This is a genomic window from Myxococcus sp. AS-1-15, assembly GCF_020037055.1.
In the GTDB taxonomy this organism is placed as follows: Bacteria; Myxococcota; Myxococcia; order Myxococcales; family Myxococcaceae; genus Myxococcus; species Myxococcus fulvus.
Window position 1 is genome coordinate 1 of sequence record NZ_JAIQDF010000004.1, and the last position, 16,813, is coordinate 16,813.

The 16,813-nt window shown below is 68.6% G+C and carries 17 protein-coding genes and 1 tRNA gene; 11 read left to right on the plus strand and 7 right to left on the minus strand.

What is annotated here, in order from left to right; genetic code table 11:
- The 6 genes from K8625_RS13115 to K8625_RS13140 form a co-directional block, all read left to right on the plus strand.
- On the plus strand, positions 1–300 hold a 300-nt coding region (locus K8625_RS13115), incomplete at its 5' end, for a transposase domain-containing protein (protein ID WP_223782916.1).
- A 199-nt stretch (positions 301–499) separates the two neighbouring features.
- A complete protein-coding gene (locus K8625_RS13120; protein WP_223782917.1) occupies positions 500–646 on the plus strand; it encodes a hypothetical protein in 147 nt (48 codons plus the stop codon).
- A 426-nt stretch (positions 647–1,072) separates the two neighbouring features.
- Positions 1,073–1,741, plus strand: coding sequence for a restriction endonuclease (locus K8625_RS13125; RefSeq protein WP_223782918.1), 669 nt, complete (start codon positions 1,073–1,075; stop codon positions 1,739–1,741).
- A gap of 90 nt (positions 1,742–1,831) precedes the next feature.
- Positions 1,832–2,413 (plus strand): hypothetical protein, encoded by a 582-nt coding sequence (locus K8625_RS13130; RefSeq protein WP_223782919.1) that lies wholly within the window; start codon positions 1,832–1,834, stop codon positions 2,411–2,413.
- 2 nt (positions 2,414–2,415) lie between these two features.
- Positions 2,416–2,640: a helix-turn-helix domain-containing protein gene (locus K8625_RS13135; RefSeq protein WP_223782920.1), complete on the plus strand. Its 225-nt coding sequence runs from the start codon at positions 2,416–2,418 to the stop codon at positions 2,638–2,640.
- The gene (locus K8625_RS13140) at positions 2,637–3,839 is read left to right on the plus strand and encodes a site-specific integrase (protein ID WP_223783165.1); all 1,203 of its coding nucleotides are present in this window, start codon (positions 2,637–2,639) and stop codon (positions 3,837–3,839) included. The genes K8625_RS13135 and K8625_RS13140 overlap by 4 nt, the downstream gene beginning before the upstream one ends.
- 47 nt (positions 3,840–3,886) lie before the next feature.
- On the opposite strand, the gene K8625_RS13145 is transcribed toward K8625_RS13140, so the two are convergent.
- The 6 genes from K8625_RS13145 to K8625_RS13170 all read right to left on the minus strand — a co-directional run bounded on the left by K8625_RS13145 (position 3,887) and on the right by K8625_RS13170 (position 10,588).
- Positions 3,887–3,968, minus strand: a tRNA-Leu gene (locus K8625_RS13145).
- 88 nt (positions 3,969–4,056) lie between these two features.
- Positions 4,057–4,473, minus strand: a complete 417-nt coding sequence (secG, locus tag K8625_RS13150) for a preprotein translocase subunit SecG (protein WP_046713064.1) — start codon at positions 4,471–4,473, stop codon at positions 4,057–4,059.
- An 87-nt stretch (positions 4,474–4,560) separates the two neighbouring features.
- Positions 4,561–5,334 (minus strand): triose-phosphate isomerase, encoded by a 774-nt coding sequence (gene tpiA / locus K8625_RS13155; RefSeq protein WP_046713063.1) that lies wholly within the window; start codon positions 5,332–5,334, stop codon positions 4,561–4,563.
- Between the two features lie 57 nt (positions 5,335–5,391).
- Positions 5,392–6,579, minus strand: coding sequence for a phosphoglycerate kinase (gene pgk, locus K8625_RS13160; protein WP_141323171.1), 1,188 nt, complete (start codon positions 6,577–6,579; stop codon positions 5,392–5,394).
- A 27-nt stretch (positions 6,580–6,606) separates the two neighbouring features.
- Entirely contained in the window at positions 6,607–7,617 is a 1,011-nt protein-coding gene (gene gap / locus K8625_RS13165) for a type I glyceraldehyde-3-phosphate dehydrogenase (RefSeq protein ID WP_141323170.1), read from the minus strand.
- A gap of 103 nt (positions 7,618–7,720) precedes the next feature.
- Positions 7,721–10,588, minus strand: coding sequence for an N-acetylmuramoyl-L-alanine amidase (locus tag K8625_RS13170; RefSeq protein ID WP_223782921.1), 2,868 nt, complete (start codon positions 10,586–10,588; stop codon positions 7,721–7,723).
- Positions 10,589–10,666: 78 nt separating this feature from the next.
- Here K8625_RS13170 and K8625_RS13175 point away from each other — a divergent pair, with 78 nt between their 5' ends.
- The gene (locus tag K8625_RS13175) at positions 10,667–11,350 is read left to right on the plus strand and encodes a diacylglycerol kinase family protein (protein WP_223782922.1); all 684 of its coding nucleotides are present in this window, start codon (positions 10,667–10,669) and stop codon (positions 11,348–11,350) included.
- Positions 11,351–11,457: 107 nt separating this feature from the next.
- On the opposite strand, the gene K8625_RS13180 is transcribed toward K8625_RS13175, so the two are convergent.
- Complete coding sequence (locus K8625_RS13180) at positions 11,458–11,661, minus strand: hypothetical protein (protein WP_174816750.1); 204 nt, start codon at positions 11,659–11,661, stop codon at positions 11,458–11,460.
- A gap of 331 nt (positions 11,662–11,992) precedes the next feature.
- On the opposite strand from K8625_RS13180, the gene K8625_RS13185 reads away from it, so the two are divergent.
- From K8625_RS13185 to K8625_RS13200, 4 genes are all read left to right on the plus strand, one after another.
- Positions 11,993–13,588 carry an NAD(P)/FAD-dependent oxidoreductase gene (locus tag K8625_RS13185; protein ID WP_223782923.1) on the plus strand — a complete coding sequence of 532 codons (1,596 nt, stop codon included), beginning with the start codon at positions 11,993–11,995 and terminating at the stop codon, positions 13,586–13,588.
- Positions 13,589–13,622: 34 nt separating this feature from the next.
- A complete protein-coding gene (locus K8625_RS13190; RefSeq protein ID WP_141323166.1) occupies positions 13,623–13,991 on the plus strand; it encodes a hypothetical protein in 369 nt (122 codons plus the stop codon).
- A gap of 113 nt (positions 13,992–14,104) precedes the next feature.
- Positions 14,105–15,244, plus strand: a complete 1,140-nt coding sequence (locus K8625_RS13195) for a class I SAM-dependent rRNA methyltransferase (protein ID WP_223746898.1) — start codon at positions 14,105–14,107, stop codon at positions 15,242–15,244.
- A 50-nt stretch (positions 15,245–15,294) separates the two neighbouring features.
- A complete protein-coding gene (locus K8625_RS13200; protein WP_223782924.1) occupies positions 15,295–16,812 on the plus strand; it encodes a 3'-5' exoribonuclease YhaM family protein in 1,518 nt (505 codons plus the stop codon).
- Position 16,813 lies beyond the last annotated feature (1 nt).

Below are 16,813 nucleotides of genomic sequence, written 5' to 3' on the forward strand. Positions count from 1 at the left end.
GGCCCACCAAGGGGTGCCATTGGTATTGGACCTGGGCAACTTCCGCGATGCTTACGGCAGAATGAACGGGGCGTTGCCCTGGGCAGGAAGAACTATCTCTTCGTCGGCAATGACGAGGCAGGTCGCAACCTGGCGGGGCTGAGTTCCCTGGTCGCCACGTGCGAGGCCAACGGCGTTAACCCCGAGGCGTACCTCGCCGACGTGCTGATGCGCCTGGGCAGCCACCCCGCGTCACGCCTGGACGAGTTGCTGCCGCACCGCTGGCAACCGGCCTCTGCCTCCTCGCCAGACTCCTCCTGAAGTCACGCAGGCCTCGGCGTCGAAGAACTCGGTGCGCGGCTATCACGCGGCGCGAACGGAAGGGTGCACCCTTCGAACGCCGCCCGTCGGTCGGTTACCCCCTCTCTGGGGTTCGCGTCTCGTCCTCATGGTGCATGACGAGTTGGTGGCGGAGCTGCGCGCAGACTGCCCCAACCGGCTTCACGATGCCGCCGAGCGCATGGCGGAACTCATGAGGCAGGCCATGCGGGAGGTGACACCGGACCTGGCGGGCGCCATCGAAGCCGAGCCGGCCCTCTCGCGCGTGCTCTCGAAGGACGCGGCCACCATGCGTGACGACAGAGGGCGACTAACGCTATCGCTCTAATCGAAAGGCACACCCCAAAGGTGCGACAACGCCTCGGAGAAGAGGCAAACATCCCACACCAATACGCACCACCCGCCCCGCCTCTTCATTCTGGCAAAGCAGGGGTGGACTTGCTCTCGCTGGGCTCATCGACATGCGCTATCGTATGGAAGCTCACCACAGCAAGCACAGTGAGGAGCATCAAAGATCGCATGTCCATGGGGAGGGAGAATGGCAGTCAACATACGACTAATCGCCACCGAGATCGGTGACCTACTCAAATACGACACCAGCATGAACGAGATTGACCGATACGGGAGTGCCCTATTCAGATTCAATCGTGACTCCTTTCCGAATCCAGCAATCACATCCGTACGCGCCCAGAGAATATTCGATTGGATCCTCACACTAGGAGCACAGGAAATGCTCCCAAGCGAGCGGGCCCTAATGCTGCGCAACTTCTGCGCAAAGCTCGCTCGCGAAAAGCCAGAAGTCTGTCGGCGCATCGACGAGATTCTATCTGAGGCGGGAATTCCCATTCCGAGAACTCCAAAAGAATCCTCCCATCAAGCCACCAAGCCCACCGCCGCAAAAACATCCACACTCGAAGACCTCGACAGGTTGCTTCGCGCATTCGATGACCTCATCGGACACGCCGACAAGCAAGGACGCGGCTACCAACTCCAAGACCTACTGACGGAACTACTCACTATCGAAGGCGTGGACGTACAAAGAAGCTTCACTCGCAATGAAGGAGGAGAGCAAATCGACGGCGCATTTAAGCTTGAGGGGTGGCACTACATCGTAGAATGTCGCTGGCGAAAGAAGCTGGCTAACATACGCGAGCTTGATGGCCTTCATGGTCAATTGGACAGATCTGGGAAACAGACCATGGGGGTATTTCTTTCGATCAATGGGTGGTCCGACAACGTTCCGCTTCTCTTAAAACAGAGCCCTGCGAAATCCATCATTCTCATGGAGGGCGTAGATCTCCGAAGCGTCCTTTCAGGCGCACTATCATTCTCCGAACTAACTCTTTCGAAAGCGGCCAAGCTGAATCTGGAAGGCGAGCCGTATCATCGAGTCTCAGACATCTTGCGCGACCGCAACTCATGAATTCATGAACGTCGATAGCACTGCTGGTTTGGGAGCCTGCGGCGAAGGCGGCCTGAACCATTCGCGGAAAGCGTCCCCATTGAAGAAGGAGTGAGCACCTGCCTCCTTCCTGAGACGCCCTCCGCGCAACACCCCGCGAAGCTCGTGTCCATTGACCCGGGCCTCCGGCACTGCGGCGTTGCCGTGTTCGACGTGCTGATGGGCGAGCGTGCAACGCTGCTGGCCGCCGGACTTCCGAAGAACCCCACGCGTCAGGATGGGGAGCTGTCGCTGGCCTCGTGGGCATCCATGGCCCTCGCGGTCCGCGAGTGGCTCCGTCCACGCATGAGCGACGCGCCCCTCCAACTCGTCATCGAGCTGCCCCGCGTCTACAGCGCCGCCGACCAGAAGGGCGACCAGAACGACCTCATCCAACTTGCGGGCGTCGTCGGCATGCTCGGTGGTCTCCTGCCGAACGTCGCCAGCCGCCGCAGCGTATACCCGCGCGACTGGAAGGGCACCGTTGACGCAGACGCGTTCATCGAGCGCATCAAGCAGCGCCTCGACGCAACCGAGCACCTGCGCGTGGAGATGCCCACTGCCTCCTCCCTCCATCACAACGTCTGGGACGCCATCGGCATCGGGCTTCACGCCCTCGGTCGCCTCGCGCCCCACCGCGTCTTCCCGAGGTAGCTATGTCAGCGCCCACGCCTAACAGCCCGCCAGCTCTCCCGGACTTCCTCACCGTGGACGAGGCCGCCAACTTGCTGCGCGTGAACCGGAAGACGCTCTACGAGGCAATCCGGCTCGGCAGCGTCCCCGGCGTCGTCCGCATCGGGAAAGCCCTCCGCGTCCAGCGCGACGCACTGCTAGCTTGGTTCTCGGGCAACAGCGGTCCTTCGCTCGGAGCAAAGTCGTGAGCGTCAGACTGCGGAAGTGGAAGACCAAGGAGGGAAAGGTGCAGGAAGCGTGGTGGGTTGACGTGAAGTACCAACATCCCGACGGCTCGGTGGAGCGCGTGCGGAAGGCGTCTCCCGTCAACACCCGTCGTGGTGCTGAAGAGTACGAGCGCCAACTCCGTCATGCACTCCTGGCCGGAACCTTCGGGAAGGAAAAGAAGGAGGAGGCAGAGGCTCTCACGCTGGCGAAGTTCATCCAGCAGTTCCTCACCTACAGCGAGAACAACAACAAGCATTCCACCGTCGTCAGCAAGCAGCAGATTCTCAGGGATCACATCCTCCCTTTCTTCGGGGAGAAGAAGCTCGATGCAATCGGCCCAGCCGAAATCGAGGACTTCAAGGCCGCCATGAAGAAGAAGCCCCGACGGCTCAGCGGCCACTCTGAGACCCCATCCAAGCGAGCTCTCCGACGGCGCAAGGTCAACAAGCCGAAGACGTTGGGCCTGAAGACCATCAACAACGCCCTGGCCGTCCTCAGCAAGCTCCTCAACCTCGCCAAAGAGCAGAACGTCCTGGCCCACACCCCAGACGTGAAGCTCTTCAAGGTCGCGAAGCCCGACTACGACTTCCTCACCTTCGAAGAGGTGGATCAGCTCCTCGATGCGGCCACGCCCCAAGAGGCGGCCCTCCTGACGACGGCGCTCAAGACGGGCCTACGGCAGGGGGAACTCATCGGGCTCCAGTGGTCGGACGTCGACCTCATCCGCGCCAAGCTCCACGTCAAGCGGACCATCTGGCGCGGCGTCGAGGGCACTCCGAAGGGCGGCAGCTCCCGGACGGTGGACCTGCCTCAATCCGGTGTGGACGCGCTCAAGTCCCACCGACACCTCCGAGGCCCCTTCGTCTTCTGCCAAGAGAACGGAGAGCACCTCACTCCGGGGATGATGGACCACCTGCTCATCACCACGCTGAAGCGGGCGGGCGTCACTCGCGAGAAGGGCACCATCGGTTGGCACGACCTGCGCCACACCTACGGCAGCCACCTCGCGATGAGGGGCATCCCCATGAAGGTCATCCAGGAGCTGATGGGGCACGCCACGCTCGACATGACGATGCGGTACGCCCACCTGAGTCCAGACACCCGACGAGAAGCCGTGAAGGCTCTCGACAGCCCCGCGAGGGGCACATTGGGGGCACATGAACAGGACGCCATCGGCTGAAAATGAAAAAGCCCCCAAGTCCTAGGGACTTGGAGGCTCTTTCGGGTTGCCCAGGGCGGGATTCGAACCCGCACACCTTTCGGCGCCACCCCCTCAAGATGGTGTGTCTACCAGTTCCACCACCTGGGCGTTGCTGCGCGGACCATCTACAGGACCGCTTCGGATCACGCAACGAGTTTCTAACCGCTGCGTGCTCCGATTTGTTTCAACCCGCTCCTCAGGGAGCCGGGGTCGGCGCGGGGGCCTGCTGGCCCTCGGCCGGAGCCGCCTCACCGCGCGGCTGCTCCACCGTCCCAGGGGCCGCCTGCTGACCCGCCGGAGACGACGTCTCACCCGCCGCAGGAGCCGGCGCCGCGGGAGCCGCCGGAGCGGGCGCCGCGATGGAACCACCCGCCGCCACCGAGGACTTCAGGCCGACGAAGGACAGGCCCAGCGACGTGAAGAAGAACATCGCCGCGCACACGCCGGTGAGCTTGCTCAGGAAGGTCACCGCGCCACGACCACCAAAGGCACTCGTGGCCGCGCCGCCGCCGAGGGCCGAGCCCATGCCAGCGTCCTTACCCGGCTGCAGCAGGATGACGAAGATCATGAACACGCACACGAGGACGTGCACGATCGTGACGAAGGTCAGCATGTGGAGTTTTCCGAACGTTCCGTGAAAAGAGGGCGCACCTTATTGCAGAAAACAGTGCGCCGATAGCACCAAATCGCGCGCCCTACCCTACCGGGCCGCCTGGATGATGGCCGCGAAATCGCCGACCTTCAGGCTCGCCCCCCCCACCAGCGCCCCGTCCACGTCCGGCTGCCCCAGCAATTCCGCGGCGTTATCCGGCTTCACACTGCCGCCGTACTGGATGCGCACCTGGGCGGCCGTCTGTTCGCCGTACAGCCGGCCCACCAGCGCCCGGATGGCCGCGTGGACCTCCTGCGCCTGCGCCGACGTCGCGTTGCGCCCCGTCCCGATCGCCCACACCGGCTCGTACGCCAGCACGAAGCCCGCCACGTCCTTCGCCTCGAAGCCCTCCAGCCCTCCCCGGACCTGGCGCTCCACCACCTCCAACGTCCGGTTCGCCTCGCGCTCCGCCAGCGTCTCACCCACGCAGAGGATCGGCGTCATCTTCGCGGCCAGCACCGCCTTGGCCTTCTTGTTCACCGTCTCGTCCGTCTCGCCGAACAGCTGCCGGCGCTCCGAGTGCCCCACGATGACGTAGGCACACCCCAGCTCCGCCAGCATCGGCGCGGACACCTCGCCGGTGAACGCACCCGACGACTCCCAGTGGCAGTTCTGCGCCGCCAGCTGCAACGGCGCGCCCTCCAGCGCGACGTGCACCGCCTGCAGCGCCAGGTACGTCGGCGCCACCACCACCTCCACCACATCCCCCACGGAGGTCACCGCCCCCCGCAGCTCACGGACCAGCGCCAGGGCCTCCGGCACCGTCTTGTTCATCTTCCAGTTGCCGGCGACGATCTTCCGACGTCGAGACGAGACGGCCATGTGTCACTCCCCCAGCGCTGTGGATGTGGTGGTGCTGCTGCTTGGGCGCGACGGAGACTACCGCGTCTCCAGCGCCTTGATGCCCGGAAGCTCGCGGCCTTCCAGGAACTCCAACGAGGCCCCGCCGCCCGTGGACACGTGGCTGAGCTGATCCGCCAGCCCCATCTGCTCCACGGCCGCCGCGCTGTCCCCGCCGCCAATCACGGTGATGGCCTGCTTGTTGTTCGCCATGGCCGTGCCCACCGAGCGCGTGCCCTCGGCGAACTTCGCCACCTCGAACAAGCCCATGGGCCCGTTCCACACCACCGTGCGCGCGTCGCGGATGTGCTGCGTGAACAGCGAGCGCGTCTTCGGACCGATGTCCAGGCCCATCATGTCCTTGGGCACCGCGTTGTCCGGCGTCTCCTGCGCGGAGCTCTTCTCCGTCGGCTCGGTGCCGACGATGTGGTCCACCGGGAGGACGATGGGCGTCTTCAGCCGGTGCGCCGCCTCGAGCAGGCGCGTGGCCAAGGACAGCTTGTCCTCCTCGACGCGGGACTTGCCCACCTCCACGCCCTGCGCCTTCAGGAACGTGTACGCCATCGCCCCGCCCACCAGGAGCGCGTCCACCTTGGGCAGCAGGTTCTCGATGACCTTGATCTTGTCGCTCACCTTCGAGCCACCCAGGATGGCCACGAAGGGCTTCTCCGGCGTCTTCAGCACGCGGCCCAGGTACTCGATCTCCTTCTTCATCAGGAGGCCCGCCGCCTTCTCCTTCACGAAGGGCACCATGCCCGCCGTGGAGGCGTGGGCGCGGTGCGCGGTGCCGAAGGCGTCGTTGACGTAGACGTCCGCCAGCGCGGCCAGCTCTCGCGCGAAGGCCTCGTCGTTGGCCTCCTCCTCCTTGTGGAAGCGCAGGTTCTCCAGCACCACCACCTGCCCCTCCTTCAGCTCCTTCACCTGCTTCTTCACGCCGTCGCCCACGCAGTCATCCGTGAGGATGACCTCGTGCTTGCCGCCGAGCAGGTCGGCCAGCCGCACGGCGACCGGCTCGAGCGACAGCTTGGGGTCCGGTCCCTTCGGACGTCCCAGGTGGGAGGCCAGGATGACCTTGCCGCCCAATTCCAGCGCGCGGCGGATGGTGGGCAGCGCCTCACGGATGCGGGTGTCGTCCGTCACCTTCCGGCCGTCGAGCGGGACGTTGAAGTCCACGCGGATGAAGGTGCGCTTGCCCGTGAGTTGCAGCTCGTCGATGTAGCGGATCATCTTGGCTCTCCCTGGACCGGAAACGGACTACACGCCCTTCGACACGAGGAACTTCGCCGTGTCGACCATGCGGTTGGAGAAGCCCCACTCGTTGTCGTACCAGGCCATGACCTTCAGCATGTTGTCGCCCATCACGAAGCAGTTGGTGGAGTCGAAGATGGCCGAGTGCGGGTTGCCGTTGTAGTCCACCGACACCGTCTGCGCGTCGCTGAACTCCAGGATGCCCTTGAGCGGGCCGGCGGCGGCCGCGCGGTAGGCCTCCACCACGGCCTCCTGGGTGATCTTCTTCTCGGTGTTCACCGTCAGGTCCACCAGGGACACGTTCGGCGTGGGGACGCGGACGGCCAGGCCGTGCATCTTGCCCTTGAGCTGCGGAATCACCTCGCCGATGGCCTTCGCGGCGCCGGTGCTGGTGGGAATCATGGAGAGCGCGGCGGCGCGGGCGCGGCGCATGTCCTCGTGCGTGAGGTCCAGGATGCGCTGGTCGTTGGTGTAGCTGTGCACCGTCGTCATCAGGCCCTTCTCGATGCCGAAGTTGTCCACCAGCACCTTGGCGATGGGCGCCAGGCAGTTGGTGGTGCACGAGGCGTTGGAGATGATGTGGTGCTTGGACGCGTCGTACTCGCCGTGGTTGATGCCGTAGGCGATGGTCAGGTCCGGGCCCTTGGCCGGCGCGGAGATGAGGACCTTCTTGGCGCCCGCCTTCAGGTGCTTCTCGGCGCCCTCGCGGCCGGTGAAGCGGCCGGTGCACTCGAGCACCACGTCCACGTTCAGGCTCTTCCAGGGCAGCGCCGTGGGGTCCTTCTCCGCGGTGACGATGATCTCCTTGCCGTCCACCACGATGCCCTTGTCCGTCGCCTTCACCTCACCCGGCCAGGTGCGGTGCACGGAGTCGTACTTGAACAGGTGCGCCAGGGCGGCGGGCTTGTCCAGGTCGTTGATGGCGACGATCTCCAGGTCTTCCTTGCGGCTGAGCGCGGCGCGGAGGATGCAGCGACCGATGCGTCCAAACCCGTTGATGGCGATGCGAGTGGCCATGTGCGTGTCTCCTTAGAAGAGGTGGGCGCGAAAGGCGCGCCCACGAACGGTTTTCACGTCAGAAAACGAGGGCCGCCGACCGTAGGCACGCGGCCCCGCTGAGTCAACGCTTCAGGTCGCTCGTGCGACGGCGCGCGCGTCGAAGCTGAACAATCACCCCGACCAACAGCCACAGCCCCGCGCCCGTTCCCCCGCCGGCCCCGCAGCCGCAGCCCGAGTCGCCCAGCGGATGGTAGAACTGCGGCAGCGCGTCCAGGACGATGGGCTCCGGGGGCTCGGGAGGCTCGGGCTCCTCGGGAGGATGCGGGTCCACCCCGCGCGGCGCCACGCACCCGCTCAACAGGCCGGGCCCCGTCTCGCCGGAATCCCCGACGGGCGGCGAGCCCGGCGCGGGGAAGCCCGCGCGCACCAGGAACGCGGACAACAGCCGGGCCCGCGCCGCCCGGTCCACCACCGCCTCGAAGGGGACCCCCAACAGCAGCACCTGCCCCGCGGGCATGGAGAACACGCCCGCCCCCAGCTCCGTCCCCGCGTACCGCACCACCGCCGAGCCGCCCGAGGCCGGGATGAGCAAATCGGTGGACCCCACCGGATAGGCGCCCCGGGTGCCGTCGTCCAGGGCCACGCCCGTCCAATCCGCCAGGAAGTCTCCCGGCACGCCCTCCACGCTCCGAGGCGGCGCGCCGGTCCCCACCGAGGCCCGGAGGATGTCCGTGAGGAAGGCCTTGTCGTCCGAGTCCCCCACCGACAGCGCGGACGCCACCTGGCTGCCCGACAGCAGCAGATGTCCACCGCCCATCACATACGCGCGCAGCGTGTCCTGTTCGGCGCGCGTCAGTCCGGCGCCCGCAGCGCCACCCCGCCCGGTGAACCAGTCCACCACCCGGTAGCCCGCTCCGACGGACACCAGCCCCGCCGCCACCGCCCCGCTCGTCGCGCTGTCGAAGGCCACGCCCGACTGGCTCATCGCGTCCCCGTGGCGGCGCACGTACGTACCGTCGTTCATCGTCTCCAGGAGCACCCGCAGCGGGGCCTCCAGGCCATACGCGTCCAGCGCCTCGCCGCACGCCAGCGCGGAGTCCAGCCGCTCGAAGGCGTTGACCACCAGCGCCGGGGGCGCGTCCCCCGAGCGCACGCCGACGATGGCGGACGGGAAGCCCTCGCCGCCCGCGCTCACCGCCGCGACGCGGAAGTAGCGCGAGACGCCCGCCGCCAGCGGCACGCTCAGGCTCGTCCCGGACACCTCGGTGCCGTCGTCCCAGGCCTGGCCGTCCTCGCTCTGGTAGACGCGGTACGCGGTGGGCGCATCGCGCCCCTCCTCGTCCGGGTTGGCCTGGGGCGCGGCCCAGCGCACCTCCACCGTGCCGGCCGAGACGTTGCGCGCCACCACCGCGTCGGGGGCCTCGGGCGGCAGCGTCACCGCCACGCCGTCCCGCGCGGCGTAGTACTTGATGAGGCCCTGGAGGATGGCGCGCGCGGCGACGCGGCGGAACGCCGGCTCCTTCAGCCGGTTCGAGTCCGCCACCGCGTCGTGGTAGGCGATCTCCAGCAGCACCGACGGCATCTCCGGGTTGTGCGTGGGGTTGACCTCGCCCAGGTTCGCCGAGCGCAGGCTGCGCACGCGCCACGTCGGGTCGACCTCGCGCTTGAGGTCCGCGCCCAGCTCGTCCAACAGCGCCCGCCCCAGCACGTCGCTGCCGGGCACGCCGGTGAAGTTGAGCGTGCCGTCCACCGGGTTCGGCCCGTAGACATAGGCCTCGGTGCCCACCACGTTGCCGCTGGTGGAGGCGTTGGTGTGCCAGGCCACGTACACCGCGTCCTCCCCCTCCTCGTGCAGCCACGCGGCGAAGCGCGCGCGGGCCGTCACGTCCGCGTTGCGCTCGTTGGCGATGGCGTTGGCCCCGGTGGGCGCGTACACGCTCGCGGGCGCGCCGCTGAACTGCACGTGGTAGCGCGCGGCCTCCTCGTAGCGGGGACGCTGCAGCGCGGCCATCTGCGCGTCGCCGATGACGCCCGAGCCGCCGCCGAAGCGCACCGCGTCCACCGACACCGTGGCGCCCTCCTCCGCGTCGTTCATCAGCACCACCGCCGCGCGCTCCGGCCCCGCGTTCGCCTTGAAGAAGAAGCGGCCCAGGAGCACCCACGTCCCACCGTGGCGGCGCTGGTTGACGCGGAAGTGGCTCTCGCCGCCCGCGTGGCGCACCACGTAGTGCGCGTTCTGGGTGCGCGTGGGCGCCGCGCCATAGGAGACGTACACATGGTAGTTGCCGTCCGCGGGCACCACCGGCGCCCAGGTCGCCGTCGCCGTGGAGTCCTGCGTGGTGAGCAGCTCCCGCGTGGTGCCTTGTGTGAACGGCTCGACAGCGTTGCCCATGGGGAAGGAAGGCGTCGCCCAGCCCTTCTGCTCCGTCGCGCGGAACAGCCCCGTGTCCCCCGCCTCGGAGTAGCCCGCGCCCCCGTCGTCCACGATGACCATGCGCGAGTTCAGGTCCGCCTCGCGCACCGGCACCACCGTGGCGCCCGCGCCCATCAACATGGGCAACAGGTACTGGTTCACCACCTCGGCGGAGATGAGGTCCTCCACCACCGCCCACGTGTTGGGCCGCTGCGTGGCCCAGCGCGACAGCGTGGGCGCCCGGTAGAAGCCGTGGCCGGGGCTCAGGTAGATGACCTTCCCGGACAGCGCGCCCGCCCGCGTCCGCGTCTGGGGCACCCCCGCGAGCGAGGCCTTCGTCGTGCCGTCCCGCTGCTCGCGCCGCACCACGGGCGCGTCGGCGGCGCTCAGCTTCCTCGACTCGTGCGCACGGCGGGACGGCGCCGGCAGGTACACCGCGTCCGGGGGCTCCAGGCCACAGGCGCCCACTTCGCCCTCGTGGGTGTGCACGGGGGCCTGGGCGGAGGCGAGGGTGGAGGTCAACAGGAGGGCCAGCAGCACGCCGCCTGGACGCGCCCGGAAGAAGTCGGTGCTCATGGCCGCCGACCTTACCCATTCACATCTCCACGGCAATCGAACCCGTGAGTGCTAGCCTGCCCGTCCCTTCAGGTTCCGATGACCGTACCTGCCCGGCCACCTCCTACCTTCCCTCCCCGTCGCGGCTCGGGGTTCCTCGCCTCGTTCGGCCATGCCTGGGCGGGCCTCATCCACACCGTCGTCCACCAGCGAAACATGCGCCTGCACCTCATCTCCGCCGTGCTGGTGGGGCTGGTGGGCAGCGGCATCCCCCTGGGGCTCGCCGAGAAGGTCACCCTCATCTTCTGCGTGCTGCTCATCTTCTTCGCGGAAATCCTGAACAGCGCGCTCGAACACCTGGTGGACCTGGCCGTCCAGCAGTTCGACGAGAAGGCCCGGCTCACCAAGGACGCGGCCGCCGCGGGCGTGCTGGTGCTCGCGCTGGGCACGGTGGTCATCTTCGCGGCCATCCTCGTGCACAACTGGGAGACGGTGCGCACGAGCACCGACGCCATCGTCCGCCAGGTGGCGCTCGGCCTGCCCTTGACGGCGTGCGTGGTGGTGCTGGTGCTGCCCCAGCGAAGGCCCGTCGGCGTGGACGTGGGCGCCTTCGTGGCGGGCGGCGTGCTGCTCGCGTTCCTGGCCCAGTACACGGCCAGCACCGTGTTCACCGCGATGACGGCGGGGCTGCTCTTCGTCGCGGGCTCGGCGGCCTACACCCGCCGACGCGAAGCGAGCTCTCCAGGGGCGCCAGCGGGCGATTCGGCGGTCAACCGGACATAAAAAAACCGGCTGACGCCGGTCCACCACCACCTCAGGGGGCGGGAGCCCCGGAACCCGTCCGGAGCTCGCTCACCCGCCGAGGGGCGCTTGGGGTGAGTCTCGCACGCTCAGGCGCGCTGACGCCACTCGGAGCCCTGCTCCGGGGACGCAGGCACGGCGACGGCCTTGTCGCCTTCCTTCAGGTCCGAGGTCACCAGATCGAGCAGCTCCGTGGCGATACCGATGACCTGGTGCGGCGTGTAGCCGCTGGCGCGAAGCTGGTTGAAGAAGGTGCGCGCCAGGATCCGGGTGCCCTTTTGATCGGTGCTCACAGTCAATGCCTCCAAATTTGGGGGCGGCGCGAACAACGAGGGCCGCCGGCTAATCACTCGAGCCTTGTTCTTCAACCCCCGTGCCAGTCGTTCTCTTCCAAACGGATTCACCAGCAGTTCCCAGGGGTTGAAGAGCCGCACGGGTCGGCATGGGGTGAATCGGGGTGCGAAGGGGGCTACGCACCCGGGGGAACCCCCGAGGGAACTGGATGGCCGGGTGCATCACGAGGTACGCACCCGTTCCGCGGCCTCGAGCCCCTCGTGGTTTCAAGTGCTTGCAATCTTTCAGCGGGGTGGAGCAGAACGCGCCCCCCACCAGGAGCGAACGGCAATGGCGTATCGGGTGAACAACATCGGGCTGTGGCTGGACGAGCCGGAGGAGCTGCTCGGTCAGCGGGCCGCGGAGAAGCTGGGCGTCACCCGCTCCGACCTGGCCTCCGTGCGGGTGGTGCGCTCCGTGCTGGATGCGCGCAAGAAGGGCAGCCCGCGCTACATCTACACGCTGGAGGTGGAGATGGCGCCGGGGCGAAAGCCCAGGCAGCTGCCGCCGGACGTGGGCGAGGCGCCGCCGCCGCCGGAGCCGCTGACGGCGGTGAAGCCGCCCGAGCAGTGGCCCATCATCATCGGCACGGGTCCCGCGGGGCTGTTCGCCGCGCTGGGGCTGCTCGAGCGCGGCGTGAAGAGCATCCTCATCGAGCGGGGACGCGAGGTGGTGGCGCGGCGCAAGGACGTGGCGAAGCTGATGCGCGACGGCACGTTGGACCCGGAGAGCAACATGAACTTCGGGGAGGGCGGCGCCGGCGCGTACACGGACGGCAAGCTGTCCACGCGCATCAACCACCCCATGGTGCGCAAGGTCATCGAGGCCTTCGCCCGCTACGGCGCGCCGGACGCCATCCTGGTCGAGGGCAAGCCGCACATCGGCTCGGACCTGCTGCCGGGCGCGGTGGCGAAGCTGCGCGAGGAGCTCATCGCTGGCGGCTGCGAGGTGCACTTCGGCCAGCGCGTGGACGACCTCGTCTACAAGGACGGCCGCGTCGCGGGCGTGAAGCTCGCGGACGGGCGCACGCTGGAGAGCGACCGCGTCATCCTGGCCCCCGGCAACTCCGCGCGCGAGCTGTACGAGCGCTTCGCCGCCGACGGCCGCGTCAGCGTGGAGGCCAAGCCCTTCGCGCTGGGCTTCCGCGCCGAGCACCCGCAGACGCTCATCAACGGCATCCAGTACGGCAGCGCCGCGAAGAACCCGAAGCTGCCCCCCGCCGACTACAAGCTCGCGGAGAACCTGGACGTCGACGGCGAGGTGCGCGGCGTCTACTCGTTCTGCATGTGCCCGGGCGGAATCGTGGTGCCCACGCCCACCGAGGACGGGCTGCAGTGCACCAATGGCATGAGCAACTCGCGCCGCAACGCGCGCTACGCCAACGCGGGCATCGTCGTCTCCGTCTCCGTGGCGGACTTCGAGCGCGAGGGCTTCCACGGACCGTTGGCTGGTTTGCAGTTCCAGCGGCACTGGGAGCAGAAGGCGTACGAGCTGGGCGGCGGGAAGTTCTTCGCCCCCGCGCAGACGATTCCGGACTACCTGGCCGGGCGCGTGAAGAAGGACCCGGGCGGCACCAGCTACCGTCCGGGCCTGGCGCACGTGGACCTGAACCGGCTGTTCCCGGAGCGGCTCACCACGTCCCTCAAGCAGGCGCTGAAGACCTTCGACCGGAAGATGCGCGGCTTCATCAGCGACGAGGGCAAGCTCATCGGCATCGAGAGCCGCACGTCGTCCCCCGTGCGAATCACCCGCGGCGAGGACCTGCAGTCGGTGTCCTGCAAGGGCCTGTACCCCGCGGGCGAGGGGTGCGGCTATGCGGGCGGCATCGTCTCGTCGGCCATTGATGGATTGCGCGTCGCGGAGCAGATTGCCACCGAGCTGGCGTGAGCCACGCCCGCGCCCCAACAGAGGGAGCCCTGCCATGCGTTACGTCGTGCGCACTCCGGATGGTGAGCTGACCTACCCCAGCCTCCTGGACGTGGAGCGCGCCTACGTCCAGGGCCTGGTGGACGCCGATGACGAGGTGCGGGAGGAGACCTCCCAGACGTGGCGCAAGGCGGGCAGCCTGCCGGTGCTCGCGCGCGCGAAGTCGCCGTCCTCGGGGCTGGCGGCGCGGGGCCAGTGGCTCACGGTGGCGGGCGCGGTGCTGGTGGGCGCGCTGGCCCTGTCCTTGGTGCTGCGCGACTCCTGGCACCTGCGCATCCTGGGAATCGTCCTGGCCCTGGTGGTCAGCTCGCTGCTCACGCGGGTGACGTTCAAGGCCTTCAAGCGGCCTCCGCCCCAGGCCTGAGGCCCGCCTCCTCCCCTGCTCTCCAGCCGGAGGGCCCGACGCCCGCCGACATCGGCAAGCGCACGGCCCATCTTGTCCGCTGGAAGTCAGCCACGCGAGAGGGGAGGACGCACTTGCTCAGCACCTACCTGTCCAAAGATGCCGCCCGCCGACTGCGCCATGGAGCCCCCTGGTTGCGCCGGGAGGACATCGTCTCCATGGAGGGAACGCCCCAACCCGGCGAGCCCGTGCAGCTGCGAGACGAGGACGGCGCGGTGCTCGGGCTGGGGGACGTGGACCTGGAGGCCTCGCTCGCGGTGCGGCGGCTGGGCATGCCGGACGAGGCGGTGGAGGGGCTGATTCCGCGCCACCTGCGCCGCGCCTTCGAGCGCCGGGGCCGCATGGTGGACGACCCGCGCTTCTGCCGGGTGGTGAACGATGACGGGGACGGGCTGCCCGGCCTCATCGTGGACCGGTACGACACCCACTTCGTGGTGCAGACGCTGACGCGCTCCATGGACGCCCGGCACCAGGACATCACCCGCGCGCTGGTGGAGGTGACGGGCGCCAGCTCGGTGCTCTTGCGCAACGACTCCCCGCGCAGGAAGGCCCTGGGACTGTCCACCCAGCGCCCCCATGTCCTCTACGGCACCCCACCCCGCTGGTGCCGGCTGCTGGAGCTGGGCGCCAGGTTCACCGTGGACCTCACGTACGGCCAGGGCACGGGCTACGCCTATGACCAGCGGGAGCTGCGCCGCGTGGTGGGCCGCATGGCCTGGGACGGCCGGGTGCTGGACGCCGCGTGCAACGTGGGCGGGCTGTTCGTCCACGCGGGCCTGCACGGGGCGCGGCACATCCTCGCCTTCGACGCGGACGCGGACGCGGCGGACCTGGCGCGCGAGAACGCCGAGGCGAACGGGCTTCTGGGGCGCGTGCTGGTGGAGAAGGGCACCGCGCTGCAGGCCCTGCGCGCGGTGCGGGAGACCTTCGACCTGGTGCTGCTGGACACACTCCGGGTGGCGACCGAGGAGGAGTTCGTGGAGCACCTGCGGTACGCGCTGCGACGCACCCGGCATGGGGGCCGGCTGATGGTGGTCGGCTATCACCCACCCCTGGCGTTCGGCGGCTTCGACGAGCTGGTGGCCACCGCGTGCGAGGCGGAGGCGCGAATCGCCACCCGGCTGGCCCGGCCCGGACTGCCTCCGGACCACCCGACGCTGGTGGGCTCCCCCGGCGCGGAGTACCTGGACACGGTGGCGCTGGAGGTGAGCTGACGCGGGAAAGCACCGCTCCGCCGTGGGGAGTGCTAGTGTCCGCGCCCGCGATGACCAACGAAAACGCCCCCCAGACCGCGACCTCCACCCCGGCGGATTCCGTCGAGACCGTCCGCAAGGTGTACGCGGCCGACCTGCGTGAGAAGGACCGCGTCCACACCGTCTTCCGCGTCACCAAGAAGGAGAAGGTGACGGCCCGCAGCGGCAAGGTGTTCCTGGCCCTGACGCTCGTCGACAAGAGCGGCGAGGTGGACGCGCGCGTGTTCGACAAGGTCGACGCGCTCGAGCCGTCCTTCCAGTCCGGCGACTTCGTGCTCGTCCAGGGCAACGTCATCCAGTTCCACGGCCGCACGCAGGTGGTGGTGGAGGGCCTGGAGCGCCTGGACCCCGAGCCCCTGGACCCCAAGGAGTTCGAGCCGCCCCCGGCGCCTCCCGTCGAGGCCAAGGCCGCCCCGGAGGCGAAGCCCGCCGCCGAGCCGCGCGCCGAGAAGGCCGACAAGGGTGAGAAGAGCGAGAAGAGCGAGCCCCGTCACGACGGCGGCGGTGGCGCCCGGGCCGCGGGCCTCATCCGCGAGCTCATCAACGAGCGCATCAACGATCCGTTCGTGAAGCAGCTCCTGATTGCGTTCCTGGACGACCCGCAGGTGGCCGCGGGGCTGCCGGTGGCGCCGGCCGCCAAGGGCATGCACCACGCGTGGCGCGGCGGCCTGGCCGAGCACCTGCTGTCGGTGATGCGGCTGACCCTGCGGGTGGCGGACCACTACCCCATGGCGGACCGGGACCTGCTGCTGGCGGGCGCGTTCCTGCACGACGTGATGAAGGTGGCGGAGATCTCCCCGGACAAGGGCTTCGACTACACCGACGAGGGCAAGCTCGTGGGCCACCTGGTGATGACGGCCCAGAAGATCCGCGAGAAGACGCTGTCCATCCCCGGCTTCCCGCCGCTGCTCGAGAACCACCTCACGCACCTGGCCATCTCGCACCACGGGCAGCTGGAGTACGGCAGCCCCAAGGTGCCGATGACCATCGAGGCGCACATCGTCCACGCGCTCGACTCGCTCGACTCGCGCATCGCCTCGTGGCTGGAGGCCATGCAGCGCGACTCGAACGAGAAGTGGACGGACGTGCTGCGCCACTACGACCGGCAGCTCTGGAAGGGCCCCCTGCCCACCGTGCGCGGCCGCGGACCCGTCGAGGGTGGCGGCGGTGGTGGCGGTGGCCGCCGCAAGTCGCGCGAGGAGAAGCGCAAGAACCGGGGCGACAAGGCTCCGCAGCAGCAGGCCCCTTCGCAGGAGGGCGGCGCGCCGGTGGTGGCGCGTGAGGAGCAGCAGCCGCAGCAGCGTCCTCCCCGCCGCGAGCGGCCGCCTCGCGAGGACCGGCCTCCCCGCGAGGACCGTCCGCCGCGCGAGGAGCGCGCCCGGGACGAGCAGCGCGCGCCCCGCGAGGAGCGTCCGCCGCGTCCGCCGAGGGATCCGAACAGCCTGCCGAAGGAGCTGACCTTCAAGCCCTTCAGCGCGCTGACGACGCTCTCGGGCGACAAGAGTGGCGAGGGTTCGTCGGAAAGCTGAG

Coding starts and splice junctions, on each gene's coding strand:
- K8625_RS13120 (WP_223782917.1), top strand. CDS start 500: ATGGCGGAACTCATGAGGCAGGCCATGCGGGAGGTGACACCGGACCTG.
- K8625_RS13185 (WP_223782923.1), top strand. CDS start 11,993: ATGGCGTATCGGGTGAACAACATCGGGCTGTGGCTGGACGAGCCGGAG.
- K8625_RS13135 (WP_223782920.1), top strand. CDS start 2,416: ATGTCAGCGCCCACGCCTAACAGCCCGCCAGCTCTCCCGGACTTCCTC.
- K8625_RS13125 (WP_223782918.1), top strand. CDS start 1,073: ATGCTGCGCAACTTCTGCGCAAAGCTCGCTCGCGAAAAGCCAGAAGTC.
- K8625_RS13200 (WP_223782924.1), top strand. CDS start 15,295: ATGACCAACGAAAACGCCCCCCAGACCGCGACCTCCACCCCGGCGGAT.
- secG (WP_046713064.1), bottom strand. CDS start 4,473: ATGCTGACCTTCGTCACGATCGTGCACGTCCTCGTGTGCGTGTTCATG.
- K8625_RS13170 (WP_223782921.1), bottom strand. CDS start 10,588: ATGAGCACCGACTTCTTCCGGGCGCGTCCAGGCGGCGTGCTGCTGGCC.
- tpiA (WP_046713063.1), bottom strand. CDS start 5,334: ATGGCCGTCTCGTCTCGACGTCGGAAGATCGTCGCCGGCAACTGGAAG.
- pgk (WP_141323171.1), bottom strand. CDS start 6,579: ATGATCCGCTACATCGACGAGCTGCAACTCACGGGCAAGCGCACCTTC.
- K8625_RS13175 (WP_223782922.1), top strand. CDS start 10,667: ATGACCGTACCTGCCCGGCCACCTCCTACCTTCCCTCCCCGTCGCGGC.
- gap (WP_141323170.1), bottom strand. CDS start 7,617: ATGGCCACTCGCATCGCCATCAACGGGTTTGGACGCATCGGTCGCTGC.
- K8625_RS13190 (WP_141323166.1), top strand. CDS start 13,623: ATGCGTTACGTCGTGCGCACTCCGGATGGTGAGCTGACCTACCCCAGC.